General features: G+C 53.0%; 25 protein-coding genes. 23 read left to right on the forward strand and 2 right to left on the reverse strand.

Translation table 11 applies throughout. From position 1 onward, the window contains the following. The first annotated feature begins 30 nt into the window (after positions 1-30). From MRY16398_RS20815 to rihA, 9 genes are all read left to right on the forward strand, one after another. Complete coding sequence (locus MRY16398_RS20815; RefSeq protein ID WP_041852119.1) at positions 31-1,077, forward strand: PhoH family protein; 1,047 nt, start codon at positions 31-33, stop codon at positions 1,075-1,077. Then, positions 1,074-1,541 carry an rRNA maturation RNase YbeY gene (ybeY, locus tag MRY16398_RS20820; RefSeq protein WP_041852120.1) on the forward strand — a complete coding sequence of 156 codons (468 nt, stop codon included), beginning with the start codon at positions 1,074-1,076 and terminating at the stop codon, positions 1,539-1,541. Before MRY16398_RS20815 ends, ybeY begins: the two co-directional genes overlap by 4 nt. A gap of 102 nt (positions 1,542-1,643) precedes the next feature. Further along, positions 1,644-2,519 carry a CNNM family magnesium/cobalt transport protein CorC gene (gene corC / locus MRY16398_RS20825; protein ID WP_041852121.1) on the forward strand — a complete coding sequence of 292 codons (876 nt, stop codon included), beginning with the start codon at positions 1,644-1,646 and terminating at the stop codon, positions 2,517-2,519. 5 nt (positions 2,520-2,524) lie between these two features. Then, entirely contained in the window at positions 2,525-4,063 is a 1,539-nt protein-coding gene (gene lnt / locus MRY16398_RS20830; protein ID WP_125125103.1) for an apolipoprotein N-acyltransferase, read from the forward strand. Between the two features lie 365 nt (positions 4,064-4,428). Further along, complete coding sequence (locus tag MRY16398_RS20835) at positions 4,429-5,367, forward strand: amino acid ABC transporter substrate-binding protein (RefSeq protein ID WP_071193864.1); 939 nt, start codon at positions 4,429-4,431, stop codon at positions 5,365-5,367. A 284-nt stretch (positions 5,368-5,651) separates the two neighbouring features. Then, the gene (locus tag MRY16398_RS20840; RefSeq protein WP_041852124.1) at positions 5,652-6,392 is read left to right on the forward strand and encodes an amino acid ABC transporter permease; all 741 of its coding nucleotides are present in this window, start codon (positions 5,652-5,654) and stop codon (positions 6,390-6,392) included. Continuing rightward, complete coding sequence (gene gltK / locus MRY16398_RS20845) at positions 6,392-7,066, forward strand: glutamate/aspartate ABC transporter permease GltK (RefSeq protein WP_041852125.1); 675 nt, start codon at positions 6,392-6,394, stop codon at positions 7,064-7,066. The genes MRY16398_RS20840 and gltK overlap by 1 nt, the downstream gene beginning before the upstream one ends. Further along, positions 7,066-7,791 (forward strand): amino acid ABC transporter ATP-binding protein, encoded by a 726-nt coding sequence (locus MRY16398_RS20850; RefSeq protein WP_041852126.1) that lies wholly within the window; start codon positions 7,066-7,068, stop codon positions 7,789-7,791. The genes gltK and MRY16398_RS20850 overlap by 1 nt, the downstream gene beginning before the upstream one ends. 118 nt (positions 7,792-7,909) lie before the next feature. Then, positions 7,910-8,851, forward strand: a complete 942-nt coding sequence (rihA, locus tag MRY16398_RS20855) for a pyrimidine-specific ribonucleoside hydrolase RihA (RefSeq protein ID WP_125125104.1) — start codon at positions 7,910-7,912, stop codon at positions 8,849-8,851. A gap of 63 nt (positions 8,852-8,914) precedes the next feature. Here rihA and MRY16398_RS20860 read toward each other — a convergent pair whose 3' ends face one another. Further along, positions 8,915-9,397 carry a zinc ribbon-containing protein gene (locus MRY16398_RS20860; RefSeq protein ID WP_041852128.1) on the reverse strand — a complete coding sequence of 161 codons (483 nt, stop codon included), beginning with the start codon at positions 9,395-9,397 and terminating at the stop codon, positions 8,915-8,917. A gap of 228 nt (positions 9,398-9,625) precedes the next feature. Between MRY16398_RS20860 and leuS the strand changes: the two genes are divergently transcribed. Genes leuS through nadD form a run of 4 tightly spaced genes read left to right on the forward strand, consistent with a single transcriptional unit; the run spans position 9,626 to position 14,445 of the window. Then, positions 9,626-12,208, forward strand: coding sequence for a leucine--tRNA ligase (leuS, locus tag MRY16398_RS20865; RefSeq protein WP_110295819.1), 2,583 nt, complete (start codon positions 9,626-9,628; stop codon positions 12,206-12,208). Between the two features lie 14 nt (positions 12,209-12,222). Further along, entirely contained in the window at positions 12,223-12,771 is a 549-nt protein-coding gene (gene lptE, locus MRY16398_RS20870) for an LPS assembly lipoprotein LptE (protein ID WP_041852130.1), read from the forward strand. Then, positions 12,771-13,802 (forward strand): DNA polymerase III subunit delta, encoded by a 1,032-nt coding sequence (gene holA / locus MRY16398_RS20875; RefSeq protein ID WP_041852131.1) that lies wholly within the window; start codon positions 12,771-12,773, stop codon positions 13,800-13,802. Before lptE ends, holA begins: the two co-directional genes overlap by 1 nt. A 1-nt stretch (position 13,803) precedes the next feature. Then, positions 13,804-14,445, forward strand: coding sequence for a nicotinate-nucleotide adenylyltransferase (nadD, locus tag MRY16398_RS20880; RefSeq protein WP_103245940.1), 642 nt, complete (start codon positions 13,804-13,806; stop codon positions 14,443-14,445). Here the strand turns inward: nadD and cobD are convergent. Further along, the gene (cobD, locus tag MRY16398_RS20885) at positions 14,420-15,511 is read right to left on the reverse strand and encodes a threonine-phosphate decarboxylase CobD (RefSeq protein ID WP_125125105.1); all 1,092 of its coding nucleotides are present in this window, start codon (positions 15,509-15,511) and stop codon (positions 14,420-14,422) included. The genes nadD and cobD overlap by 26 nt on opposite strands. 97 nt (positions 15,512-15,608) lie before the next feature. On the opposite strand from cobD, the gene MRY16398_RS20890 reads away from it, so the two are divergent. The 10 genes from MRY16398_RS20890 (at position 15,609) to MRY16398_RS20940 (ending at position 25,178) form a co-directional block, all read left to right on the forward strand. Then, on the forward strand, positions 15,609-16,220 hold the full coding sequence (locus tag MRY16398_RS20890; RefSeq protein WP_107223652.1) for an adenosylcobalamin/alpha-ribazole phosphatase: 612 nt from the start codon (positions 15,609-15,611) through the stop codon (positions 16,218-16,220). A gap of 262 nt (positions 16,221-16,482) precedes the next feature. Then, entirely contained in the window at positions 16,483-16,800 is a 318-nt protein-coding gene (gene rsfS, locus MRY16398_RS20895) for a ribosome silencing factor (protein WP_041852134.1), read from the forward strand. Positions 16,801-16,803: 3 nt separating this feature from the next. After that, positions 16,804-17,271 carry a 23S rRNA (pseudouridine(1915)-N(3))-methyltransferase RlmH gene (rlmH, locus tag MRY16398_RS20900; RefSeq protein ID WP_041852135.1) on the forward strand — a complete coding sequence of 156 codons (468 nt, stop codon included), beginning with the start codon at positions 16,804-16,806 and terminating at the stop codon, positions 17,269-17,271. A 26-nt stretch (positions 17,272-17,297) separates the two neighbouring features. Next, the gene (gene mrdA / locus MRY16398_RS20905; protein ID WP_041852136.1) at positions 17,298-19,199 is read left to right on the forward strand and encodes a peptidoglycan DD-transpeptidase MrdA; all 1,902 of its coding nucleotides are present in this window, start codon (positions 17,298-17,300) and stop codon (positions 19,197-19,199) included. A gap of 2 nt (positions 19,200-19,201) precedes the next feature. Further along, complete coding sequence (mrdB, locus tag MRY16398_RS20910) at positions 19,202-20,314, forward strand: peptidoglycan glycosyltransferase MrdB (RefSeq protein ID WP_041852137.1); 1,113 nt, start codon at positions 19,202-19,204, stop codon at positions 20,312-20,314. Positions 20,315-20,324: 10 nt separating this feature from the next. Next, on the forward strand, positions 20,325-21,470 hold the full coding sequence (gene rlpA / locus MRY16398_RS20915; protein ID WP_071193870.1) for an endolytic peptidoglycan transglycosylase RlpA: 1,146 nt from the start codon (positions 20,325-20,327) through the stop codon (positions 21,468-21,470). Between the two features lie 138 nt (positions 21,471-21,608). After that, entirely contained in the window at positions 21,609-22,820 is a 1,212-nt protein-coding gene (dacA, locus tag MRY16398_RS20925) for a D-alanyl-D-alanine carboxypeptidase DacA (protein ID WP_041852139.1), read from the forward strand. A 102-nt stretch (positions 22,821-22,922) separates the two neighbouring features. After that, a complete protein-coding gene (gene ybeD / locus MRY16398_RS20930; protein WP_007373847.1) occupies positions 22,923-23,186 on the forward strand; it encodes a DUF493 family protein YbeD in 264 nt (87 codons plus the stop codon). An 88-nt stretch (positions 23,187-23,274) separates the two neighbouring features. Further along, entirely contained in the window at positions 23,275-23,916 is a 642-nt protein-coding gene (lipB, locus tag MRY16398_RS20935) for a lipoyl(octanoyl) transferase LipB (RefSeq protein ID WP_041852140.1), read from the forward strand. A 308-nt stretch (positions 23,917-24,224) separates the two neighbouring features. Then, entirely contained in the window at positions 24,225-25,178 is a 954-nt protein-coding gene (locus tag MRY16398_RS20940; protein ID WP_125125106.1) for a YbeF family transcriptional regulator, read from the forward strand. Positions 25,179-25,252 lie beyond the last annotated feature (74 nt).

The following is a 25,252-nucleotide window of genomic DNA, read 5'->3' on the forward strand; positions in this document are numbered from 1 at the left end:
ATTCGGCACTATCTGAATAAGAGGAACAGTTTGAACATAGATACCCGTGAAATTACCCTGACACCCGCTGACAATGCTCGCCTGCTGAGCCTGTGCGGACCGTTTGATGACAATATCAAACAGTTGGAACGGCGACTGGGCATCGAGATTAACCGTCGCGATAATCACTTCAAACTCACCGGACGTACCCTTTGCGTGAACGCTGCTGCAGATATTTTGCTCAGCCTCTATGTCGATACGGCCCCCATGCGTGGGCAAACTCAGGATATCGAACCGGAACAGATCCATCTGGCTATCAAAGAAGCCCGCGTGCTTGAACAGAGCGCGGAGAGCGTGCCGGAGTATGGAAAAGCGGTCAATATCAAAACTAAACGCGGCGTGATTAAACCCCGTACGCCAAATCAGGCGCAGTACATCGCCAATATTCTTGATCATGACATCACTTTTGGCGTGGGGCCGGCGGGTACAGGTAAAACGTATCTGGCGGTTGCCGCGGCGGTGGATGCGCTGGAACGTCAGGACGTTCGCCGTATTCTGCTGACCCGTCCAGCCGTGGAAGCCGGGGAAAAACTGGGCTTCCTGCCGGGTGATTTAAGCCAGAAAGTGGACCCCTATCTGCGACCGCTCTACGACGCGCTGTTCGAGATGCTCGGCTTTGAGAAAGTTGAGAAGCTGATTGAGCGTAATGTCATTGAAGTTGCGCCGCTGGCCTATATGCGTGGTCGCACGCTGAATGACGCTTTTATCATTCTTGATGAAAGCCAGAACACCACCATCGAACAGATGAAGATGTTCCTGACCCGTATTGGCTTTAACTCCAAAGCGGTCATCACCGGTGACGTGACGCAGATTGACCTGCCACGCAATGTTAAATCCGGCTTGCGCCACGCCATTGAAGTACTGGCGGAAGTCGAAGAAATCAGTTTTAACTTTTTCCATAGCGAAGACGTTGTCCGTCATCCTGTTGTCGCACGCATCGTGAATGCTTACGAAGCCTGGGAAGAGGCGGATCAAAAACGCCGGGCGGAACAGGCAGCCGAGCGCAAACGCGAAGCCCAGGAGCAGGAGCAAAAATGAGTCAGGTGATCCTCGATTTACAGCTGGCATGTGAAGAGACCGGCGGTTTGCCGGAAGAAGCACAGTTTCAGCGCTGGCTGGACGCGGTCATTCCGCAATTCCAGGAAGAAGCGGAAGTCACTATCCGTCTGGTGGATGAGGCGGAAAGTCATGAGTTAAACCTGACTTACCGTGGGAAAGACAAGCCGACAAATGTGCTCTCTTTCCCGTTTGAAGCGCCGCCGGGCATCGAAATGCCGCTGCTGGGCGATCTGATCATTTGCCGCCAGGTGGTTGAGCAGGAAGCCAAAGAACAGGATAAACCGCTTGATGCGCACTGGGCGCATATGGTGATTCACGGTAGCCTGCATCTGCTGGGCTACGACCATATTGAAGATGACGAAGCCGAAGAGATGGAAGGACTCGAAACAGAGATAATGCTTGCTCTGGGGTATGAGGATCCGTACATTTCCGAGAAGGAGTAGTCTGTGCGGCAACCTATTGCCGTGCTGACAGAAAATGCTGCCAGGCGCTGAGTTTGCGCGTCCTGGCGACAGAACCACTAACATGAGAACCCAAACGACGCCATGAGCGACGACAATTCACACAGTAGCGACATTAACAACAAGAAGGGATTCTTCTCCCTTTTACTCAGCCAACTTTTTCACGGCGAACCCAAAAACCGTGATGAGTTACTGGAGCTGATCCGTGATTCCGGGCAGAACGAGCTTATCGATCAGGATACGCGCGAAATGCTCGAAGGGGTAATGGACATCGCCGACCAGCGCGTTCGCGACATCATGATCCCCCGCTCGCAAATGATTACCCTGAAACGCAACCAAAGCCTTGATGAATGTCTCGACGTTATCATTGAGTCTGCACACTCGCGTTTTCCGGTGATCAGCGAAGATAAGGATCACATTGAAGGGATTTTGATGGCCAAAGACTTGCTGCCGTTTATGCGCAGCGATGCCGAAGCCTTCAGCATGGAAAAAGTGTTACGTCAGGCCGTGGTGGTGCCGGAAAGCAAACGGGTTGACCGGATGCTTAAAGAGTTTCGCTCCCAGCGTTACCACATGGCTATTGTGATTGACGAGTTCGGCGGCGTCTCGGGCCTTGTCACTATCGAAGATATTCTCGAACTTATCGTCGGCGAAATCGAAGACGAATATGACGACGAAGAAGATATCGATTTCCGCCAGCTCAGCCGCCATACCTGGACCGTGCGCGCCCTTGCGTCTATCGAAGATTTCAACGAAACCTTCGGCACCCACTTTAGCGATGACGAAGTCGATACTATTGGTGGTCTGGTTATGCAGGCCTTCGGGCATCTGCCTGCGCGTGGGGAATCCATTGATATTGATGGTTACCAATTTAAAGTCGCCATGGCGGACAGTCGACGTATTATTCAGGTTCATGTAAGAATGCCGGACGATTCCCCCGTTCCGAAATTGGATGAGTAATGTAAATGGCATTTGCCCCACTGTTTGAACGCCAGCGCGTACGTTTGCTGCTGGCGCTACTCTTCGGAGCCAGCGGAACGCTGGCTTTTTCTCCTTATGATATCTGGCCTGCCGCAATTGTTTCCCTGATGGGATTGCAAGCGCTCACGCTTAACCGCCGTCCGGCGCAAGCCGCCTGGGTAGGTTATTTCTGGGGACTCGGTTTGTTTGGCTCCGGTATTCACTGGGTTTATGTCAGCATCGCACAATTCGGTGGGATGCCAGGGCCGGTAAACGTCTTTCTGGTAGTACTGCTTGCCGCCTACCTTTCGCTCTATACCGGGCTGTTCGCAGGCGTGCTTTCCCGGTTGTGGCCCAAAACAACCTGGCTGCGCGTCGCGGTAGCGGCCCCGGTCATCTGGCAACTGAGTGAGTTTTTGCGCGGCTGGGTGCTGACGGGCTTTCCCTGGCTACAGTTTGGCTACAGCCAGATTGACGGGCCACTGAAAGGGCTGGCGCCGATATTAGGCGTTGATGCCATTACCTTCCTGTTGATGTCAGTAAGCGGTTTACTGGTCCTCGCGGCGGCGACACGCTGCTGGCGCCCTTTCATCGTGGCGCTGGTGCTCTTTGCTCTGCCCTTCCCGCTGCGCTATATCCAGTGGTATCAGTTGCTGCCGGAAAGAACGACGCAGGTATCGCTGGTACAAGGCAATATCCCGCAGGCGCTCAAGTGGGATGAAGGTCAGTTGCTGGATACGCTGAAAATCTACCTCAATGCCAGCCAGCCGGAATTGGGCAAATCACAGCTCATCATCTGGCCGGAATCTGCCATTTCTGATCTCGAAATCAACCAACAGCGCTTCCTGGGCATGATGGATGATTTGATGCGCAAGAATGACAGTTCGCTTATCACCGGGATTGTGGACGCGCGTCTTAATCAGCAGAACCGTTACGACACCTACAACACCGTCATCACTCTTGGAAAAGACAGCGCCTATAGCTACAGCTCTACCGACCGCTATAACAAAAATCACCTGGTACCTTTTGGTGAGTTTGTCCCACTGGAATCTATCCTGCGCCCGTTGGCTCCGTTTTTTGATCTACCCATGTCATCATTCAGTCGCGGGCCATACATTCAGCCTCCGCTGTCTGCCCACGGTTATAAGCTGACGCCGGCCATCTGTTACGAAATTATCCTCGGTGAGCAGGTGCGAGATAATTTCCGCCCAGATACTGATTTCCTGCTGACCATCTCGAATGATGCGTGGTTTGGTAAATCGATCGGCCCGTGGCAACACTTCCAGATGGCGCGGATGCGCTCGCTGGAACTGGCGCGTCCGTTGCTGCGCAGCACGAATAACGGCATTACGGCAATGATTGGGCCAACCGGTGAGATCCAGGCGATGCTCCCGCAGTTCACCCGGCAGGTCCTGACCACCAAAGTCACTCCGACCTCCGGCCTGACCCCTTATGCCCGCATGGGTAACTGGCCTCTGTGGGTTCTGACCGCGCTCCTCGGTTTTGGCGCGCTGATCATGAGCCTGCGGCAACGCCGCAAGTAATTACCCCGTCCGCGCCCTCTTTCTGACCAGAGAGGGCGCTTTCACCCTCTTTTCCTCAAATGCCATTTCTGGCACATCAATTGCAAAATAAATCCATGTAACGGCGATTTTCCCCGATGTGCGGATAGCACGCACTATGACGGATCGCATACAGCACTAAAGTGGTGCAATGGGAGATTTTTGCCTTCAAACGGTGCGGTACACTTCGCAAAAACAAACAATACCGCAGCAAAATCTTTACATTAAGCCAAACTAAATGCTAACAAACGCATACAACACTGCACGCATTTGCAGCAGGATATAACAAACACAACACTCACAATGGGTATCAATGCGTCTCTGGCGCGACGATAAAGGAGTTGGATATGCAATTACGTAAACTGGCCACAGCAATGCTGGTTATGGGAATGTCTGCGGGTCTGGCGCATGCCGCCGATGAGGCGAAACCTGCCGACGCGGCAGCCGCCCCGGCTGAGGCGCAACAGCCTACGCTGGAAAAAATTGCCAAAAACGGCGTGATCGTGGTCGGACACCGTGAATCTTCCGTACCGTTCTCCTATTACGACAACGAGCAAAAAGTTGTGGGTTACTCTCAGGACTACTCCAACGCTATCGTTGAAGCCGTGAAGAAAAAGCTCAACAAGCCTGACCTGCAAGTTAAATTGATTCCAATCACCTCACAAAACCGTATTCCGCTGCTGCAAAACGGCACTTTTGATTTCGAATGCGGTTCGACCACCAACAATCTGGAACGTCAGAAGCAGGCCGCATTCTCTGACACTATTTTTGTGGTCGGTACTCGTCTTCTGGTCAAAAAAGGCGGCGACATTAAAGACTTCCCGGATCTGAAAGGCAAAGCGGTGGTTGTGACCTCCGGTACAACGTCTGAGATCCTGCTGCACAAGCTGAATGACGAACAGAAAATGGACATGCGCATTATCAGCGCCAAAGACCATGGCGACTCTTTCCGTACTCTGGAAAGCGGTCGTGCAGTGGCCTTTATGATGGATGACGCCCTGCTGGCGGGTGAACGTGCGAAAGCGAAGAAAGCGGATAACTGGGATATCGTGGGCAAACCGCAATCACAGGAAGCTTACGGCTGTATGCTGCGTAAAGGCGATACTGAGTTCAAAAAGCTGATGGATGACACCATCGCTAAGGCGCAGACTTCCGGTGAAGCGGAAAAATGGTTTGATAAATGGTTCAAAAACCCTATTCCGCCAAAAAACCTGAACCTCAATTTCGCACTCTCTGACGAGATGAAAGCACTGTTCAAAGAACCGAATGATAAGGCTCTGAACTAATTAACAAAAAGAATACACACATTTACTGATGCTGTATCCGGGCTGCAATTGAACGGATCCCCAAAGGCCCCCAAATATCATGGTCGGGGTAGGTCAAAGCAGCCCGTACAAAGCGGCATCGTGGATGAAGTGTAGTCAGGGGCGGGATAACCAGCCCTCTCGATTGTTGAAGTAGCACGGACAGACTATACGTTGAATGGTCGTTCCCCATTCGACGCGAACACAAGCTCTTCGCACAATCTTCGAGGGTAGCGCTGCTACCCTTTTTTTTCCGGAGTAGATTTATGTCCATAGACTGGAACTGGGGAATTTTCCTGCAACAAGCCCCGTTCGGCAACACAACCTATCTCGGCTGGCTGTGGAGCGGTTTTCAGGTCACGATCGCGCTGTCGATCACTGCCTGGATTATCGCGTTCCTGGTAGGCTCTCTGTTTGGTATTCTGCGAACCGTTCCCAATCGTATCCTGTCCGGTATCGGTACTTGCTACGTGGAGCTGTTCCGTAACGTCCCGCTGATCGTGCAATTCTTTACCTGGTATCTGGTGGTACCGGAACTGCTGCCGGAAAACATTGGCATGTGGTTCAAATCCGAACTGGATCCCAATATCCAGTTCTTTGTCTCTTCGATGGTCTGCCTTGGCTTGTTCACCGCGGCACGCGTCTGCGAGCAGGTCCGTGCGGCGATTCAGTCGTTACCACGCGGGCAGAAAAACGCGGGTCTCGCCATGGGGCTGACGCTGCCGCAAACGTACCGCTATGTCCTGCTGCCGAATGCCTATCGCGTCATCGTCCCACCGATGACCTCGGAGATGATGAACCTCGTAAAAAACTCGGCCATCGCATCCACTATCGGGCTGGTGGATATGGCAGCACAGGCCGGTAAGCTGCTGGATTATTCCGCACACGCCTGGGAGTCTTTCACCGCGATTACCGTCGCGTATGTATTAATTAACGCCTTCATTATGTTGGTGATGAATCTGGTAGAACGCAAAATTCGCCTGCCGGGCAATATGGGGGGCAAATAATGTACGAATTTGACTGGAGTTCAATCATCCCGTCCATCCCTTATCTGCTGGCGGGACTGGTGATTACCTTAAAAATTACCGTGACGGCCATTATCGTCGGGATTGTCTGGGGGACGTTGCTGGCGGTAATGCGCCTGTCCAGCTTTGCCCCCATCGCCTGGTTTGCGAAGGCCTATGTGAATGTCTTCCGCTCCATTCCACTGGTTATGGTGCTGCTGTGGTTCTATCTGATTGTGCCGGGACTGCTGCAAAACGTGCTGGGCCTGTCGCCAAAATCGGATATCCGCCTGATATCAGCAATGGTGGCATTCTCCATGTTCGAGGCCGCCTACTATTCTGAGATCATCCGTGCCGGTATACAGAGTATCTCTCGCGGGCAGTCAAGTGCAGCGCTGGCGCTGGGCATGACCCACTGGCAGTCGATGAAATTGATCATTCTGCCGCAGGCATTCCGGGCGATGGTCCCACTGCTTCTGACCCAGGGAATTGTCCTGTTCCAGGATACCTCGCTGGTCTACGTATTAAGCCTCGCGGATTTCTTCCGTACCGCCTCCACCATTGGCGAACGCGACGGGACGCAAGTTGAAATGATCCTGTTCGCCGGTGCCGTCTATTTTGCTATTAGCTTGAGTGCATCGTTGTTGGTCAGCTATTTGAAGAAAAGGACAGTTTAATGATTACCCTGAAAAATGTTTCTAAATGGTATGGTCACTTTCAGGTGCTGACCGACTGCTCCACGGAAGTGAAAAAAGGCGAAGTGGTGGTCGTTTGCGGTCCATCCGGTTCAGGCAAATCGACCCTGATCAAAACGGTGAACGGCCTTGAGCCCGTGCAGAAAGGGGAAATTATCGTCAACGGCACCACCGTGAACGATAAAAAAACCAACCTGGCTAAACTACGTTCTCATGTCGGGATGGTGTTCCAGCATTTCGAGCTGTTCCCGCATCTGTCGATCATTGAGAACCTGACGCTGGCACAGGTCAAAGTGCTTAAACGCGATAAAACCGCTGCGCGCGAGAAAGGACTGAAACTGCTAGAGCGCGTTGGCTTGTCAGCCCATGCCAACAAATTTCCGGCGCAGCTTTCCGGTGGTCAGCAGCAGCGCGTGGCGATTGCCCGTGCGCTGTGTATGGATCCGGTCGCGATGCTGTTTGATGAACCGACATCGGCCCTTGATCCGGAAATGATCAACGAGGTGCTGGACGTTATGGTTGAACTGGCCAATGAGGGGATGACCATGATGGTGGTCACTCACGAAATGGGTTTTGCCCGCAAGGTGGCGCACCGGGTTATCTTTATGGATGAAGGGAAAATCGTTGAAGATTCAGCGAAAGAAGAGTTCTTCGCCAATCCGAAATCTGAACGCGCGAAAGACTTCCTCGCCAAAATCCTGCATTAATCGTTCCGACGCGCATTCACCAGAATGCGCGTCTCATCACGCTTTACTGTTTCACTTCTCGTCTGATTTACAGCAACGTTTTAACCTTGTCGCACAGTAATGCTAACAAGGAGTTGCTATGGTTCAGCCCATCATTCTTGATTGCGATCCTGGTCATGATGACGCAATCGCAATTGTTCTTGCTCTCGCCTCACCCGAACTCGACGTAAAAGCCATCACCTCCTCTGCGGGAAATCAGACACCGGAGAAGACTCTGCGTAATGTGCTGCGCATGCTCACCCTGCTCAATCGTAGCGATATCCCGGTGGCGGGTGGCGCCATTAAGCCCCTGATGCGTGAGCTTATTATCGCGGACAACGTGCATGGCGAAAGCGGTCTGGACGGCCCGGCCCTGCCGGAGCCCTCTTTTGCACCCCAGTCGTGTACCGCCGTAGAACTGATGGCGACCGTGCTACGTGACAGCCCTGTTCCGGTCACTATTGTCTCCACCGGCCCCCAAACCAACGTAGCCCTGCTGCTAAACAGTCATCCGGAGCTGTACAGCAAAATCAATCGCATCGTGATCATGGGCGGCGCGATGTCGCTTGGGAACTGGACCCCTGCGGCGGAATTTAATATTTATGTCGACCCGGAAGCCGCCGAAATTGTCTTCCAGTCGGGCATTCCGGTGGTGATGGCAGGTCTGGATGTGACGCATCGGGCGCAAATCCACGCGGATGACATTGCGCGTTTTCGTGCCATCGGCAACCCTATTTCTACCATTGTGGCAGAACTGCTCGACTTTTTTATGGAGTACCACAAACAGGAAAAATGGGGATTTGTTGGCGCGCCATTGCATGACCCCTGTACTATCGCCTGGCTGCTGAAACCGGACCTCTTCACCACCGTAGAACGCTGGGTGGGGGTAGAAACGCAGGGCAAATATACCCAGGGGATGACGGTGGTGGATTACTACTTCCTGACGGGAAATAAACCGAATGCCACCGTGATGGTTGATGTCGACCGCGAAGGGTTTGTGGATTTACTGGCAGAACGTCTGACATTCTACAATGCGGCCTGATGCGCTCACCCCAACCCTCTCCGACCTGGAGAGGGTGCAAACATTAAAACGTTGTGCATTTACTTAGGGCTCAAAGGGCCTTCTCTGGAACTGGTCATGTCCGCATTTCGGACACAGCGGCAGCACATCCGGCGTATAAATAGCCAAATGGAAGTGACATTTCTCGCACACCAGGTTGCCAAGCCCCACGACTTCACCGCTGTGGTAAACCCCGTGATGATTAAGGTCCTGAAAAACTTCGCGCCACTCCAGTTGCGTTTTATCGGTGATATCCGCCAGTTCCTGCCACAGGCTCTCTTTGATAACCCGCATAAACACGCTATCGGTGACATCGTCCTGGCTTTCCTCATAACTGCGAGCGAACTCTTCCAGGTCGCGGCGCACCGCGCGCGTTAACTCTTCGATTTCAGTACGCGTTAGCTCCCCGGTCTGGCTTACTCGTTGACGCGCCTGGGCTACCAGCGCATCAACATCCCTTTCGCCATTGCGTAGCCGCTCGGTCAATGATGCAACCAGTTCGCGATAATATTGAGCAACCTTGTTCATTGTTTTCCTCTCCCGGGCAGTTAACCTGTTCTAATAATAGACGTTATTTACCGTTGGCTTTGTCAATTACCCCACAGAGTGCGTAAATTCTCGTCGGGGGCTTTTCGCAGGCTAAATGTGCGAAAGGCTGTTGTGACGAAGTCGTTTGGGCTATGCTATGCGGATCTGAAAAACCACGTAAAACGCTACATTTGTAGCTGTATCGCAAATACAGGACCACTGGCTGCCATGCAAGAGCAATACCGCCCGGAAGAGATAGAATCCAAAGTCCAGCTTCACTGGGAAGAGAAGCGTACCTTCGAAGTAACAGAAGACGAGAGCAAAGAAAAATATTATTGCCTGTCGATGCTTCCCTATCCTTCTGGCCGACTACACATGGGCCACGTGCGTAACTACACCATCGGTGATGTGATTTCCCGTTACCAGCGCATGCTGGGCAAGAACGTGCTGCAGCCGATTGGCTGGGATGCGTTCGGTCTGCCAGCCGAAGGTGCGGCGGTGAAAAACAACACGGCCCCGGCACCGTGGACGTACGACAATATCGCGTACATGAAAAACCAGCTCAAAATGCTGGGCTTCGGCTATGACTGGAGCCGCGAGCTGGCCACTTGTACCCCGGAATACTATCGCTGGGAACAGAAGTTCTTCACTGAACTGTATAAAAAAGGCCTGGTGTATAAGAAAACGTCCGCAGTGAACTGGTGCCCGAATGACCAGACCGTGCTGGCGAACGAACAGGTTATCGACGGCTGCTGCTGGCGCTGCGACACCAAAGTTGAGCGTAAAGAGATCCCGCAGTGGTTTATCAAAATCACCGCCTATGCCGAAGAACTGCTCAACGACCTGGATCATATGGATCAGTGGCCTGACACGGTGAAAACCATGCAGCGCAACTGGATTGGTCGTTCCGAAGGCGTGGAAATCACCTTTAACGTTAACGGCTATGACAAAACGCTGACCGTTTACACAACCCGCCCGGACACCTTTATGGGTGCCACTTATCTGGCGGTGGCGGCTGGTCACCCGTTGGCGCAGAAAGCGGCGGCAACCAATGCTGAGCTGGCAGCCTTTATCGACGAATGTCGTACTACCAAAGTGGCCGAAGCAGATATGGCGACCATGGAGAAAAAAGGCGTCGATACCGGCTTTAAAGCCGTTCATCCATTAACCGGCGAAGAGATTCCGGTTTGGGCGGCAAACTTCGTGCTGATGGAGTACGGTACTGGTGCCGTGATGGCAGTTCCGGGTCATGACCAGCGCGACTATGAATTTGCCAGCAAATACAATCTGCCGATCAAAGCGGTCATTCTGGCAGCAGACGGTTCTGAACCCGATCTGTCAGAACAAGCGCTGACCGAAAAAGGCACCCTCTTCAACTCCGGCGAATTCAGCGGCCTGAGCTTTGAAGAAGGTTTCAATGCTATTGCCGACAAACTGGCGGCCAAAGGCGTTGGCGAGCGCAAAATCAACTATCGTCTGCGCGACTGGGGCGTTTCCCGTCAGCGTTACTGGGGCGCACCGATTCCGATGGTGACGCTGGAAGACGGTACGGTGATCCCAACGCCAGAAGATCAGATCCCGGTGATTCTGCCGGAAGATGTGGTCATGGACGGCATCACCAGCCCGATCAAAGCCGATCCTGAGTGGGCGAAAACCACCGTCAACGGCCAGCCCGCGCTGCGTGAAACCGATACTTTCGACACCTTTATGGAGTCCTCCTGGTACTACGCGCGTTACACCTGCCCGCAGTACAAAGAAGGTATGCTGGATCCGAAAGCGGCTAACTACTGGCTGCCGGTTGATATCTACATTGGTGGTATCGAACACGCCATCATGCACCTGCTCTACTTCCGCTTCTTCCATAAGCTGATGCGCGACGCAGGCATGGTGAACTCTGACGAACCGGCAAAACAGTTGCTGTGTCAGGGCATGGTGCTGGCAGACGCGTTCTACTACGTTGGCGAAAACGGCGAGCGTAACTGGGTTTCACCGAAAGAAGCCATCGTTGAGCGCGACGAGAAAGGCCGTATCGTGAAGGCGAAAGACGCCGCAGGCCATGAGCTGGTGTACACCGGCATGAGCAAAATGTCCAAGTCGAAAAACAACGGTATCGACCCGCAGGAAATGGTTGAGCGCTATGGCGCGGACACCGTGCGGCTGTTTATGATGTTCGCTTCGCCGGCAGATATGACGCTGGAATGGCAGGAGTCCGGCGTGGAAGGGGCAAACCGCTTCCTGAAACGCGTCTGGAAACTGGCTTATGAACATAAAGCGCTCGGCCCGGTTGTAGCACTGGATATCAGCGCACTGAACGAAGACCAGCAGGCGCTGCGCCGCGACGTTCACAAAACTATCGCTAAAGTCACGGATGATATTGGTCGTCGTCAGACCTTCAACACCGCGATTGCGGCGATTATGGAGCTGATGAACAAACTGGCGAAAGCACCGACCGAAGGCGAGCAAGATCGTGCTCTGCTGCAGGAAGCGCTGCTGGCGGTTGTCCGTATGCTTAACCCGTTCACGCCACATGCGAGCTTTACCCTGTGGAAAGAACTGGGCGGCGAAGGCGATATCGACAACGCGCCGTGGCCGGTTGCAGACGACGCGGCGATGGTTGAAAACACCACGCTGGTTGTCGTGCAGGTTAACGGTAAAGTGCGCGGTAAAATCACCGTTGCCGTTGACGCGACCGAAGAACAGGTCCGTGAACGTGCAGGTCAGGAACCGCTGGTCGCAAAATATCTTGATGGCGTTACCTTGCGTAAAGTGATTTACGTACCGGGTAAACTGCTTAATCTGGTCGTTGGCTAAGCGCGGGAGGAAGCGTGCGATATCTGGCAACATGGTTGTTATCTCTGGCGGTGCTTCTCACCGCCGGATGCGGCTGGCACTTGCGTAATACGACGCAGGTGCCGGGCAATATGAACATAATGATCTTTGATTCCGCAGATCCGAACGGTCCTCTTAGCCGTGCTGTACGTAATCAGTTGCGGCTCAATGGCGTGGAACTGGTGGAGAAAGGCTCATTGCGTAAGGATGTGCCTTCCCTTCGCCTTGGGGCTGTCACTTTCACACGTGATACCGCGTCTATTTTCCAGGACGGAAGTACTGCTGAGTATCAGTTAGTGCTGACAGTTCAAGCCAGCGTGCTGATCCCGGGCCATGACATCTACCCGATACACACCAGGGTGTATCGTTCGTTCTTTGATAACCCGCAGACGGCGCTGGCGAAAGATGCCGAACAGGACATAATCATACAGGAAATGTACGACAAAGCGGCAGAACAACTGATTCGCAAACTGTCTAGCGTACAAGCGGCAGATAACGAAAAAAACCCGCCGTCCGCGCGTCCTGCGGCAAAATCGGGTAGCTAATGCTTAAGTTGTATCCGGAACAACTCCGCGCGCAGCTCAATGAAGGGCTGCGCGCGGCGTATTTACTGCTCGGTAATGACCCTCTTTTATTGCAGGAAAGCCATGACGCCGTACGTCAGGCGGCCTTCGCACAAGACTTCACCGAACATCACGCTTTCACCATTGATGCCAGCACGGACTGGGATGCTATCTATGCGATCTGCCAGGCACTCAGCCTGTTTGCCAGCCGCCAGATACTGTCCTTACAGTTGCCGGAAAATGGCCCTAACGCCGCGCTTAATGAACGCCTCGCCATGCTGGTGGGCCTGCTTCATGATGATCTGATATTGATTGTGCGTGGCAATAAGCTGACGAAGGCCCAGGAAAATGCCGCCTGGTATACTGCTCTGGCCAATCGCAGCGTTTCGGTCAGTTGTCAGACCCCGGAGCAGGCCAATCTACCCCGCTGGGTTGCCGCACGTGCGAAGCAGAACAACCTGCAACTGGACGACGCCGCCAATCAGTTGCTTTGCTATTGCTACGAAGGGAATCTATTGGCCGCCGCGCAGGCGCTGGAAAGGCTGGCGCTGCTCTTCCCGGACGGTAAGCTGACGCTACCGCGCGTGGAACAGGCCGTTAACGATGCCGCTCACTTTACGCCATTTCACTGGGTAGACGCCCTGCTGGCAGGGAAAAGTAAACGTGCGCTTCATATACTGCATCAGCTTAAACTCGAAGCCAGCGAACCGATTATCCTGCTGCGTACTATCCAGCGTGAGCTGACGTTACTGGTGACGCTAAAACGGCAGTCTGCCCATACGCCGCTGCGTTCGCTGTTTGATAAACACCGGGTCTGGCAAAATCGGCGCGGCCTCATCGGTGAAGCGCTACAACGTCTGAGCAATGAGCAACTGCGCCAGGCTGTTCATCTGCTTACGCGTATTGAATTGATTGTGAAACAGGATTTTGGTCAGTCGGTATGGGCAGAGCTGGAAGGACTTTCTCTGCTACTCTGTCATAAGGCACTGGCAGACGTTTTTATTGATGGTTGATATGAATCAGTTGCAGGCACTTTTTGGCGGTACATTTGATCCTATTCACTACGGGCACCTGAAACCGGTCGAAGCACTGGCAAACCAGATTGGGCTGTCACGCGTCATTATCATGCCCAATAACGTCCCTCCCCATCGCCCACAGCCTGAGGCGACAAGCGTACAGCGTAAAGCAATGGTGGAACTGGCTATCAGCGACAAACCGCTTTTTGCCCTTGATGAGCGCGAACTGCGGCGTGAGAGCCCCTCGTACACGGCGCAAACCTTGCAGGCGTGGCGAGAAGAACAAGGGCCGAAGCGCTCACTGGCCTTCATTATTGGTCAGGACTCGCTGTTAACGTTTCCGACATGGCATCACTATGAAACTATTCTGAACAACAGCCATTTGATTGTCTGCCGCCGCCCCGGTTACCCGTTAGCCATGGAGAATGAGGCCGATCAGCAGTGGCTGGAAGACCATCTGACACATAACGCGGATGATTTGCATACCCTGCCTGCCGGCAAAATCTATTTAGCGGAAACACCGTGGTTCAACATTTCCGCCACGCTCATCCGTGAAAGGCTGGAAAGAGGCGAGAATTGCGATGATCTGCTTCCCGCCACGGTACTCGATTATATCAATCAGCATGGCCTCTATCGCTGAGGACGCTATCCAGCGCCTCAATCAGCCGATCGTTTTCTGACGCGCTACGTACCGCAACACGGTAGTAACGCGCGTCGAGCCCCGGATAGTTGGCACAACTGCGAATCAAAATGTGCTGGCGGAGCAACGCCTGCTGTAGGTCAATGCCTGCATCACAGCGCAAGAAGAGATAATTCGCCACGCCCGGCCAGACGAATAACTCAGGCAAATTTTCCAGCGCCTGACGCAAGCGCGGTCGTTCCGTGTTGAGCCATTGCCATGTTTCTTTTTGATACGCGCTATCGTTTAAAACCACTTCTCCCGCCAGCGCCGCAAAGGCGTTAATAGACCAGGGCATCTGCTGCTGGCGCATACGGGTGACAAGATGTGTGTTACTGCTGAGCAAATACCCCAGACGTAGCCCCGGAATAGCGTAAAACTTGGTCAGGGAACGCAGCACCCAAATATGCGAATTGTCCGCCAGATGGGGGATAAATCCGTCGCGATCGCTAAGGAAATCCATAAAGGCTTCATCCAGCACCAGTGTGATGCCGAGCTGCTTACAGCGTGCGGCAATATCATGCATCAGTGAAGCATCTGGCAACAGGCCGGTGGGATTGTTGGGAGTACAGAGGAACAGACAGTCAACGCCACCGGTGAGTGCGTCAAGAATCGCCCCGGTAATCTGCCAGCCATCCTCTTCACGCAGCGCATAATCGACGATATCACACCCGGAAAGCTGCAAGGCGCGGCGATATTCGGCAAACCCCGGCGTGACGAGCATCACCCGGCGCGGCAGAAGGCCTTTCACCAACGTAAATATTGATTCAGTTTCACCGTTGCCCGCGAGGATCCAGTCGGCGGGAACCTGATGATGTGCGGCAAGCGCCTGATGTAATTGCTGATATTCAGGATCCGGGTAGCGCTCAGCCACGGCAAAATTATTCAGTAAAGCGTGTTTCAATGACGCGGGCATACCTGCCGGGTTTATATTCGCACTGAAATCCAATAAATCCTCGGCTGAAACACCCACCATAGCAGCGGCCTCACGGATATTTCCGCCGTGTGCGCTGTGAAATAAAGCCATCTTCTGCTCCGGGCAAAAGCGTTATTTTAAACGAAAAGCCACCAGGAATAAGGGTGTAATGATAAACTTCGTGCAGAAAACCGCACGGGAGAAAACAATGCGACTCTGGTTGATTCGACATGGCGAAACCGAAGCAAATGTTGCAGGACTCTACAGTGGGCACTCACCTACCCCGCTAACCGCAAAGGGGATTTCACAGGCGCAAACGCTACATCACCTGCTTCGTGAAGTGCCTTTCGACCGGGTGATCTGCAGCGAACTCGAACGTGCGCAACACACGGCAAGGCTGGTCCTGAACGATCGCAATATCGTTCAACATTCAACGCCGTTGCTCAATGAGATGTTTTTTGGCGACTGGGAGATGCGCCACCACCGGGACCTTACCCGGGAAGATCCGCAGAGCTATGCCGCGTGGTGCGCCGACTGGCAGAACGCCATTCCTACCAACGGAGAGGGTTTTCAGGCGTTCTCCGCACGTGTACAAGATTTTATCAGCCAGCTCCCCAACTGGGGCCCGGCGGAAAATCTGCTGATCGTCAGCCATCAGGGCGTATTGAGTCTGCTCATCGCCAGTTTACTTAAGATGCCAGCGGCGTCGTTATGGCATTTTCGCGTAGACCAGGGCACCTGGAGCGCAATGGATATCCATGATGATTTTTCCATGTTACGCGTTCTCAACAGCCGCGCGGTGTGGCAAGCGGAGGATTAACGGCCGTTTTTTCACCCGGCACGCCTCTCCCGCGGGTCAGGTCATTGACACACACGGACAGGCTGCTATCCTCCGCACCGCTATCTGCGGCCTTATAGAAATTGTTTTACAAAAATGGCGATGCAATCTCACTCATGGGGTGGGATGATAGCCCACTTTTTAAAAGCCAGGGTCGGACATTTGTCCCGACAATGGTCGCAGTTCAGGTATAATGTCAGGCCATTTATTTACACCGTTTTCATGTACACCCCAGGGGGAACACTTGCAGGGTAAAGCACTCCAGGATTTTGTAATCGACAAAATTGATGACCTGAAAGGTCAGGACATCGTCGCACTCGACGTTCACGGCAAATCCAGTATCACCGACTGTATGATTATCTGCACCGGTACATCCACACGCCACGTCATGTCCATCGCGGATCATGTGGTTCAGGAATCTCGTGCTGCAGGTATGCTTCCTCTGGGAGTGGAAGGTGAAAATGTCGCTGACTGGATCGTCGTAGACCTGGGTGATGTCATCGTCCATGTGATGCAGGAAGAGAGTCGTCGCCTGTATGAGCTGGAAAAACTCTGGGGTTAATGCGTGAAGCTGCAACTGGTAGCCGTCGGCACAAAAATGCCGGACTGGGTACAAACCGGGTTTACTGAATATCTGCGTCGTTTCCCGAAAGATATGCCTTTTGAGCTGGTGGAAATCCCGGCGGGCAAGCGCGGCAAAAACGCAGATATCAAGCGTATTCTCGACAAAGAGGGTGAACTGATGCTTGCTGCGGCAGGTAAAAATCGGATCGTCACCCTCGATATCCCCGGTAAACCCTGGGATACGCCGCAACTGGCAAATGAACTGGAACGCTGGAAACAGGATGGACGTGACGTCAGCCTGCTTATCGGCGGGCCGGAAGGGTTATCCCCCGCCTGTAAAGCTGCGGCAGAACAAAGCTGGTCACTCTCTGCGCTGACGCTTCCTCACCCGCTGGTGCGTGTGCTGGTGGCGGAAAGCTTGTATCGCGCATGGAGCATCACGACCAACCATCCTTATCATCGTGAGTAATGACCACCAGGTAAACTAAGCAGCGGATGAAATTACAGAATTCTTTTCGCGACTATTCGGCTGAGTCTGCGCTGTTTGTGCGCCGGGCCCTTGTCGCTTTTGCAGGGATTTTGCTGCTCACCGGCGTGCTTATCGCCAACCTTTATAATCTGCAAATTGTCCGTCATGCTGACTACCAGACGCGTTCTAACGAGAACCGCATCAAACTGGTACCTATTCCGCCAAGCCGCGGCATTATCTACGATCGCAACGGCACGCCGCTGGCGCTGAACCGCACGATCTATCAGATTGAGATGATGCCGGAAAAGGTCGACAACGTTGAGCAAACACTCAATGCGTTGCGTGACGTGGTGGACCTGACCGATGAGGACATTGCTAACTTCAAAAAGGAGCGCTCCCGCTCCCATCGCTTTACCTCGATTCCGGTCAAAGCCAACCTCAACGAAGTTCAGGTGGCGCGCTTCGCGGTCAATCAATATCGCTTCCCTGGCGTGGAAGTAAAAGGCTATAAACGCCGTTACTATCCGTTCGGCTCAGCGCTGACGCACGTGATTGGCTACGTATCCAAAATAAACGATAAAGACGTCGAACGGCTGGATAAAGAAGGCAAGCTGGCGAACTACGCCGCCACGCATGACATAGGCAAGCTCGGCATCGAACGCTATTACGAAGATGTGCTGCACGGACAGACCGGTTACGAAGAGGTCGAAGTTAACAACCGCGGGCGCGTGATTCGCCAGTTAAAAGAAGTGCCACCGCAAGCCGGGCATGACATCTACCTGACGCTGGATTTAAAACTGCAGCAATATATCGAAACCCTGTTGCAGGGTAGCCGTGCGGCGGTCGTGGTGACCGACCCGCGCAATGGTGCCATTCTCGCGCTGGTCTCTACACCGAGCTATGATCCGAACCTGTTTGTCGACGGCATCTCCAGCAAGGATTACACCGCGCTGCTCAACGATCCGAACACACCGTTGGTGAACCGCGCCACGCAAGGGGTTTACCCGCCTGCATCGACGGTGAAACCCTATGTTGCCGTCTCTGCCCTGAGCGCCGGGGTGATCACTCGCAACACCACCCTTTTCGATCCGGGCTGGTGGCAACTGCCAGGCTCTGAAAAACGCTATCGTGACTGGAAAAAGTGGGGGCATGGCCGCCTGAATGTCACCAAATCACTGGAAGAGTCAGCGGACACCTTTTTCTATCAGGTCGCCTACGACATGGGCATCGACCGCCTTGCCGAGTGGCTGACCAAGTTTGGTTACGGTCAGTATACCGGTATCGATCTGGCCGAAGAGCGCTCGGGTAATATGCCAACGCGCGAATGGAAGCTTAAACGCTTTAAGAAACCCTGGTACCAGGGGGACACGATTCCCGTCGGGATTGGCCAGGGTTACTGGACCGCAACGCCAGTACAAATGAACAAAGCGATGATGACGCTGATTAACGACGGCATTGTCAAAGTGCCGCACTTGTTAATGAGTACGACGGAAGACGGTAAACAGGTTCCATGGCAACAGCCGCCGCAAAAACAGGTTGGCGATGTGCACTCCGGCTTCTGGGAAATCGCCAAAGATGGGATGTACGGCGTGGCGAACCGCCCGAACGGTACCGGGCATAAATATTTTGCCGGTTCACCGTACAAAGTCGCGGCGAAATCCGGTACAGCCCAGGTCTTCGGGCTGAAAGCTAACGAAACCTATAACGCACATCGCATCGCCGAACGTCTGCGTGACCATAAGCTGATGACGGCGTTCGCGCCTTATGATAATCCCCAGGTTGCGGTTGCAATGATCCTGGAAAACGGCGGCGCCGGCCCTGCGGTCGGTACGATTATGCGCCAAATCCTTGACCATATAATGCTTGGCGACAACAACACTGAATTGCCGTCGGAAAACCCGGCATCAACAGCGGCAGAGGACCAATAATCATGACGGATAATCCGAACAAAAAATCGTTCTGGGATAAAATCCATATCGATCCCGCCTTCTTGCTGATTGTGCTGGCTCTGCTGTTCTATAGCGCGATGGTTATCTGGAGCGCCAGCGGGCAGGATATCGGCATGACGGAGCGTAAAGTCGGCCAGATAGCCATGGGCCTTATCGCGATGGTTGTACTGGCGCAGGTCCCACCACGCGTCTATGAAGGCTGGGCACCCTATCTGTATGTTTTTTGCGTCATCCTGCTGGTCGCCGTTGATGCTTTCGGGGCGATCTCAAAAGGTGCTCAGCGCTGGCTTGATTTAGGCATCGTGCGTTTCCAGCCCTCGGAAATTGCGAAAATTGCCGTACCGCTCATGGTGGCGCGTTTTATTAACCGCGATGTCTGTCCGCCATCGTTGAAAAACACCGCGATTGCGCTGGTGCTGATATTTATGCCAACGCTGCTGGTGGCCGCCCAGCCCGACCTCGGTACCGCCATTCTTATCGCTATGTCCGGTCTTTTCGTGCTGTTTTTATCCGGCCTGAGCTGGCGCCTCATCTTAGTGGCCGTTCTGCTGATAGCGGCATTTATACCCATATTATGGTTCTTCCTGATGCACGATTATCAACGCCAGCGCGTGATGATGTTGCTCGATCCGGAAACCGATCCGCTCGGCGCAGGCTATCATATTATTCAGTCGAAAATCGCCATCGGCTCCGGTGGGTTGCAGGGGAAAGGCTGGCTGCACGGTACGCAGTCACAGCTGGAGTTTTTACCTGAACGCCACACCGACTTTATCTTTGCCGTCCTTGCCGAAGAGTTGGGGCTGATTGGTATTTTGATCCTGCTCGGGCTTTATGTACTGCTGATCATGCGTGGTTTATGGATTGCCGCGCGCGCGCAAACCACCTTTGGCCGGGTCATGGCGGGCGGTTTGATGTTGATTTTATTCGTTTATGTATTCGTAAATATTGGTATGGTGAGTGGTATCTTGCCGGTGGTGGGCGTACCGTTGCCGCTGGTAAGTTACGGGGGCTCGGCCCTGATTGTACTGATGGCGGGGTTTGGTATCGTGATGTCGATTCATACCCACAGGAAGATGTTATCAAAAAGCGTATAAGGGGTGCGCAATGCGTAAGCAATGGCCAGGTGTCTGTATAGCAGCAGTATTGCTGGCGTCATGTTCAAGTGATGATGGTCAGCAAAAGACGATGGTCGCGCCGCCTACTCCGGTGTGCAGCGGTCCGGTCGTTGAAATCAGCGGCGCGGAGCCTCGTTTTGAGACGCCGAATCCTTCGGCAAACCAGGATTACGAGCGCGACGGCAAAAGCTACAAAATTGTGCAGAACCCTTCGCAGTTCAGCCAGGCTGGGTTCGCCGCTATCTACGATGCGGAGCCAGGCAGCAATTTAACCGCGACGGGAGAAGCGTTCGATCCGTTACAACTGACCGCCGCGCATCCGACGCTGCCCGTTCCGAGTTATGCCCGTATTACCAACCTGGCCAATGGCCGCATGGTGGTGGTACGCATCAACGATCGCGGCCCTTATGGTAACGATCGCGTGATCTCATTGTCACGTGCGGCAGCGGATCGCCTGAATACGTCGAACAATACCAAAGTGCGCATCGACCCGATCATTGTGGCGCAGGACGGTTCCATGTCCGGTCCGGGGACGGTTTGTACCACTATCGCGAAGCAGACCTATGCCCTGCCGGCACTACCGGATTTAAGCGGTAATGGCGCGTCACAACCGCAGCCTGCTCCTGACAATGTGCGTATGATCAGCAATTCAACGCTGAAAGGGGATGAAAACACAAAGCCAGTAAGTAGCGGCGGTTTCCTGGGTGCGCCGACGCCGCTGCATGCTGGCGTACTAGAGGGCAGCGAACCCGCAGCGCCCGCGGTGACGACGCAGACCACGCCCCCCGTTGCCGCTGCGCCAGTGGTAGCGGCACCGGTGACACGCACCGCCCCCGTGACGGCGCCGATCACCGCGCCAGGTTCAGTACAGGGCCACGTTGCGACATCAGCCGCGCCGGTTGCGGCCAGCGGAAGTTATATGGTGCAGGTTGGCGCAGTCAGCGATCAAACTCGCGCGCAGCAGTACCAGCAGCGCCTGGCCCAGCAATTTTCTGTGCCGGGGCGGGTGGTACAAAACGGGGCTGTGTGGCGTATTCAGCTTGGTCCATTTACCAATAAGTCGGACGCCAGTGCATTACAACAGCGTCTGCAAAATGAAGCGCAGTTACAGTCTTTCGTGACCAACGCGCAATAACAGATTTGGCATCTGACTTTGTCAACCAGTGTAAACAGCATTAACAAAGTCATGCGGAAAGTCGGATGCCTGTCAGAATAGCTTTTGCTATAGTAGGGCACTTTTTTTAACTCCATCACGGATGTCGTTGTTCAGACCATGAAGACCACTCTCTCCGTTCGTTTCGTACAGCGCCTGGCGCTCACCACGGCACTCACTGCCGCAACCCTCGGCGCAGCCCATGCCGATGATCTCAACATCAAGACCATGATTCCTGGCGCCCCACAGATTGATGCCGAATCCTGGATCCTCATCGATTACAACTCCGGCAAGGTGTTGACCGAACAGAACGCCGATTCACGCCGCGATCCGGCCAGCCTGACGAAAATGATGACCAGCTACGTCATCGGCCAGGCAATGAAAGCGGGTAAATTCAAAGACAGCGATCTGGTCACTATCGGCAATGACGCATGGGCGACCGGCAACCCGGTGTTCCGTGGCTCTTCTCTGATGTTCTTGAAACCGGGTATGCAAGTTCCGGTTTCCCAGCTCATCCGTGGTATCAACCTGCAGTCTGGTAACGACGCCTGTGTGGCGATGGCCGACTATGTTGCCGGTAGCCAGGACGCCTTTGTCGGTCTGATGAATAACTACGTTAAAGCGCTTGGCCTGCAGAACTCCCACTTCCAGACGGTTCATGGTCTGGATGCAGAGGGTCAATACAGCTCAGCGCGTGACATGGCTCTGATTGGCCAGGCATTGATTCGTGATGTGCCAAACGAATACTCCATCTACAAAGAGAAAGAGTTCACCTTTAACGGTATCCGCCAGACCAACCGTAACGGCCTGCTGTGGGATAACAGCCTGAATGTCGACGGTATTAAAACGGGTCACACAGACAAAGCGGGTTACAACCTGGTGGCTTCTGCAACCGAAGGCCAGATGCGTCTGATTTCCGCAGTCATGGGTGGCAGAACATTCAAAGGGCGTGAGGCCGAAAGTAAAAAACTGCTGACATGGGGTTTCCGTTTCTTCGAAACCGTAAGCCCGCTGAAAGCAGGCAAAGAGTTCGCCTCTGAGCCAGCCTGGTTCGGTGATAACGATCGCGCTTCGTTGGGTGTTGATAAAGACGTATACCTGACAATCCCACGTGGTCGCATGAAAGACCTGAAAGCAAGTTATGTTTTAAGCACCAGCGAACTGCACGCACCGTTGCAGAAAAATCAGGTGGTTGGCACGATTAACTTCCAGTTGGACGGCAAAACCATCGAACAACGCCCTCTGGTCGTGCTGCAGGAAATTCAGGAAGGGAATTTCTTCGGCAAAATCATCGACTATATCAAGCTGATGTTCCACCACTGGTTCGGCTAAAAAACGAACACTTGAAAGTGTGATTTACGTCCCCATATACTAAGCATCTCAATAAACTCCTGCCCTTTCGGCAGGAGTTATTATTTTTACGCCGGAGCTGACATGAAAACCAATCTCAAAGAACTGCTTGAATTCCCGACTCCCTTTACATACAAAGTGATGGGACTGGCGAAACCAGAGCTGGTTGATCTGGTGGTTGAAGTGGTACAGCGCCATGCGCCCGGTGATTACTCTCCGCAGGTAAAACCGAGCAGCAAAGGCAATTACCACTCGGTATCCATCACCATCACCGCCACGCATATTGAGCAAGTTGAGACACTGTACGAAGAACTGGGCAATATCGAAATTGTTCGTATGGTGCTGTAATGAAGCCAGGTGTTACCGGGCCGCTGGTCGGGTAACACCCTCTCTGTGATATACTCCCCTCACCTTTTCTTCTCCCGGAGATGCTGTTTTGTCTCAGGATACAATCCTAATCCGTAACCTTGGCCTGCAACCCTACGACCCTGTGTCGGAGGCAATGCATGAATTCACGGAAACCCGCACCGAGAGCACGCCTGACGAAATCTGGCTGGTTGAACACAACCCGGTATTCACCCAGGGCCAGGCAGGTAAAGCTGAACATGTCCTCTCGCCGGGTGATATTCCGGTAATACAAAGCGATCGCGGAGGCCAGGTCACTTATCATGGTCCCGGTCAGCAGGTCATGTACATATTAATAAACCTCAAGCGTCGCAAACTTGGCGTCCGCGAACTCGTCACCGTGATGGAACAAACTGTCATCGATACGCTGGCGGAATTGGGTATTGAGGCGCGTGCGCGCGCCGATGCTCCGGGCGTTTATGTGCAGGATAAAAAGATCTGTTCGCTGGGGTTGCGCATCCGTAAAGGTTGCTCATTTCATGGCCTGGCGTTAAATATTGCGATGGATCTAACCCCTTTTTTACGCATCAATCCTTGTGGGTATGCGGGGATGGAAATGACACAGGTAAAACATTTCACGCCTGATGCCAATATGGACAAAATAAGACCTATGCTTATTAGCCATCTTTTAGCACAGCTAAACAATCCGCCGCATATATATACCGCTACTTAATATATGATGTATAGCGGCTTGCTTTTTAAGCAAGTCGTTATATATTTCCCCCAGTTATACTTTACAACCGCAGCGCTCTTCTCTATTTTCAAAATACCTGCCTGATCAGGTTAATTCGCAACGCGTGGCACATTTGCTGCTACGTCGAATTGCGCATAGCCGGATTAAATTTAAGCTTAATGTCCTGCATCATGCTGAAAACCATCCATAATGATGATATGTGAAGAAAAAATCGGCTTAAATTACACATCACCATAAATAATAAATTCAACTATCATTCATATTGTGAATGATTACGGAGCACAAGCGTGGATTATAATAACTTGCCGGAACAGAGAATAGCCGAGCGACCCGAAGATGATAAACCGCAAATCTTCCGAACGTTACGCAATATAGACCTCAATTTATTGACTATCTTTGAGGCAGTATATGTACACAAAGGGATTGTGAATGCCGCGCGAGTGCTTAACCTGACGCCGTCCGCAATTAGTCAATCCATTCAAAAATTACGAACAATATTTCCCGATCCGCTTTTTATTCGTAAAGGCCAGGGCGTGACGCCAACAGCCTATGCGTCGCATTTACATGAGTATATCAGCCAGGGTCTGGAGTCGATTCTCGGTGCGCTGGATCTCACCGGAAGTTATGATAAACAGCGAACCATTACCATAGGCACACCGCCTTCGCTGGGCGCGATTGTGATTCCCGTCATCTGGCAGGCGATTAAAGAGAGCGCACCACATCTGGTGATGCGTAACATCCCTGTCCATGATGCCGAAAATCAGCTTAGTCAGTTCCAGACCGATCTCATCATCGATACCAATATCCCGTCGGCACGCACTCTCAGCCATCATGCGCTCTATACAGACAGGCTGATGCTGGTGTGTCGCGAAGGGCACCCCTGCCTGCGCTCGACGATCAACGAAGATGTCCTGCAACACTATGAACACACCTTATTGATGCTAGAGGGACAAAACCTGAGTGCGTTGCGTCAGCGTGTTCAGGATCTGTTCCCTGAACGTCACGTCAGCTTTAGCAGTTACAATATGTTCACTATCGCAGCACTGATTGGCAACAGCGATATGTTGGGGCTGATGCCGACTCGTCTGTTCAAGCTTTTTAGCGCGTGCTGGCCTCTGGTGGAAATTGATTTTCCGCCAGTCAGTAACGAAAGACTGGATGTTTCTCTGTATTACAACAAGTTAAGCCTTCGCGACCCCGTGCTTGAAAACGTTATCAACGTTATTCGCCGCGCATTCTGAAGTTCATATCAGCCTGGCAAAACGGCTAATTACCATTGGGCAAAGGGTACAAAACAACAACTATTTTACATTTT

The organism is Phytobacter sp. MRY16-398 (genome assembly GCF_003925915.1).
GTDB lineage: Bacteria > Pseudomonadota > Gammaproteobacteria > Enterobacterales > Enterobacteriaceae > Phytobacter > Phytobacter diazotrophicus.

Coding starts and splice junctions, on each gene's coding strand:
- ybeY (WP_041852120.1), top strand. CDS start 1,074: ATGAGTCAGGTGATCCTCGATTTACAGCTGGCATGTGAAGAGACCGGC.
- corC (WP_041852121.1), top strand. CDS start 1,644: ATGAGCGACGACAATTCACACAGTAGCGACATTAACAACAAGAAGGGA.
- lnt (WP_125125103.1), top strand. CDS start 2,525: ATGGCATTTGCCCCACTGTTTGAACGCCAGCGCGTACGTTTGCTGCTG.
- MRY16398_RS20835 (WP_071193864.1), top strand. CDS start 4,429: ATGCAATTACGTAAACTGGCCACAGCAATGCTGGTTATGGGAATGTCT.
- MRY16398_RS20840 (WP_041852124.1), top strand. CDS start 5,652: ATGTCCATAGACTGGAACTGGGGAATTTTCCTGCAACAAGCCCCGTTC.
- gltK (WP_041852125.1), top strand. CDS start 6,392: ATGTACGAATTTGACTGGAGTTCAATCATCCCGTCCATCCCTTATCTG.
- MRY16398_RS20850 (WP_041852126.1), top strand. CDS start 7,066: ATGATTACCCTGAAAAATGTTTCTAAATGGTATGGTCACTTTCAGGTG.
- rihA (WP_125125104.1), top strand. CDS start 7,910: ATGGTTCAGCCCATCATTCTTGATTGCGATCCTGGTCATGATGACGCA.
- MRY16398_RS20860 (WP_041852128.1), bottom strand. CDS start 9,397: ATGAACAAGGTTGCTCAATATTATCGCGAACTGGTTGCATCATTGACC.
- leuS (WP_110295819.1), top strand. CDS start 9,626: ATGCAAGAGCAATACCGCCCGGAAGAGATAGAATCCAAAGTCCAGCTT.
- holA (WP_041852131.1), top strand. CDS start 12,771: ATGCTTAAGTTGTATCCGGAACAACTCCGCGCGCAGCTCAATGAAGGG.
- nadD (WP_103245940.1), top strand. CDS start 13,804: ATGAATCAGTTGCAGGCACTTTTTGGCGGTACATTTGATCCTATTCAC.
- cobD (WP_125125105.1), bottom strand. CDS start 15,511: ATGGCTTTATTTCACAGCGCACACGGCGGAAATATCCGTGAGGCCGCT.
- MRY16398_RS20890 (WP_107223652.1), top strand. CDS start 15,609: ATGCGACTCTGGTTGATTCGACATGGCGAAACCGAAGCAAATGTTGCA.
- mrdA (WP_041852136.1), top strand. CDS start 17,298: ATGAAATTACAGAATTCTTTTCGCGACTATTCGGCTGAGTCTGCGCTG.
- mrdB (WP_041852137.1), top strand. CDS start 19,202: ATGACGGATAATCCGAACAAAAAATCGTTCTGGGATAAAATCCATATC.
- rlpA (WP_071193870.1), top strand. CDS start 20,325: ATGCGTAAGCAATGGCCAGGTGTCTGTATAGCAGCAGTATTGCTGGCG.
- dacA (WP_041852139.1), top strand. CDS start 21,609: ATGAAGACCACTCTCTCCGTTCGTTTCGTACAGCGCCTGGCGCTCACC.
- ybeD (WP_007373847.1), top strand. CDS start 22,923: ATGAAAACCAATCTCAAAGAACTGCTTGAATTCCCGACTCCCTTTACA.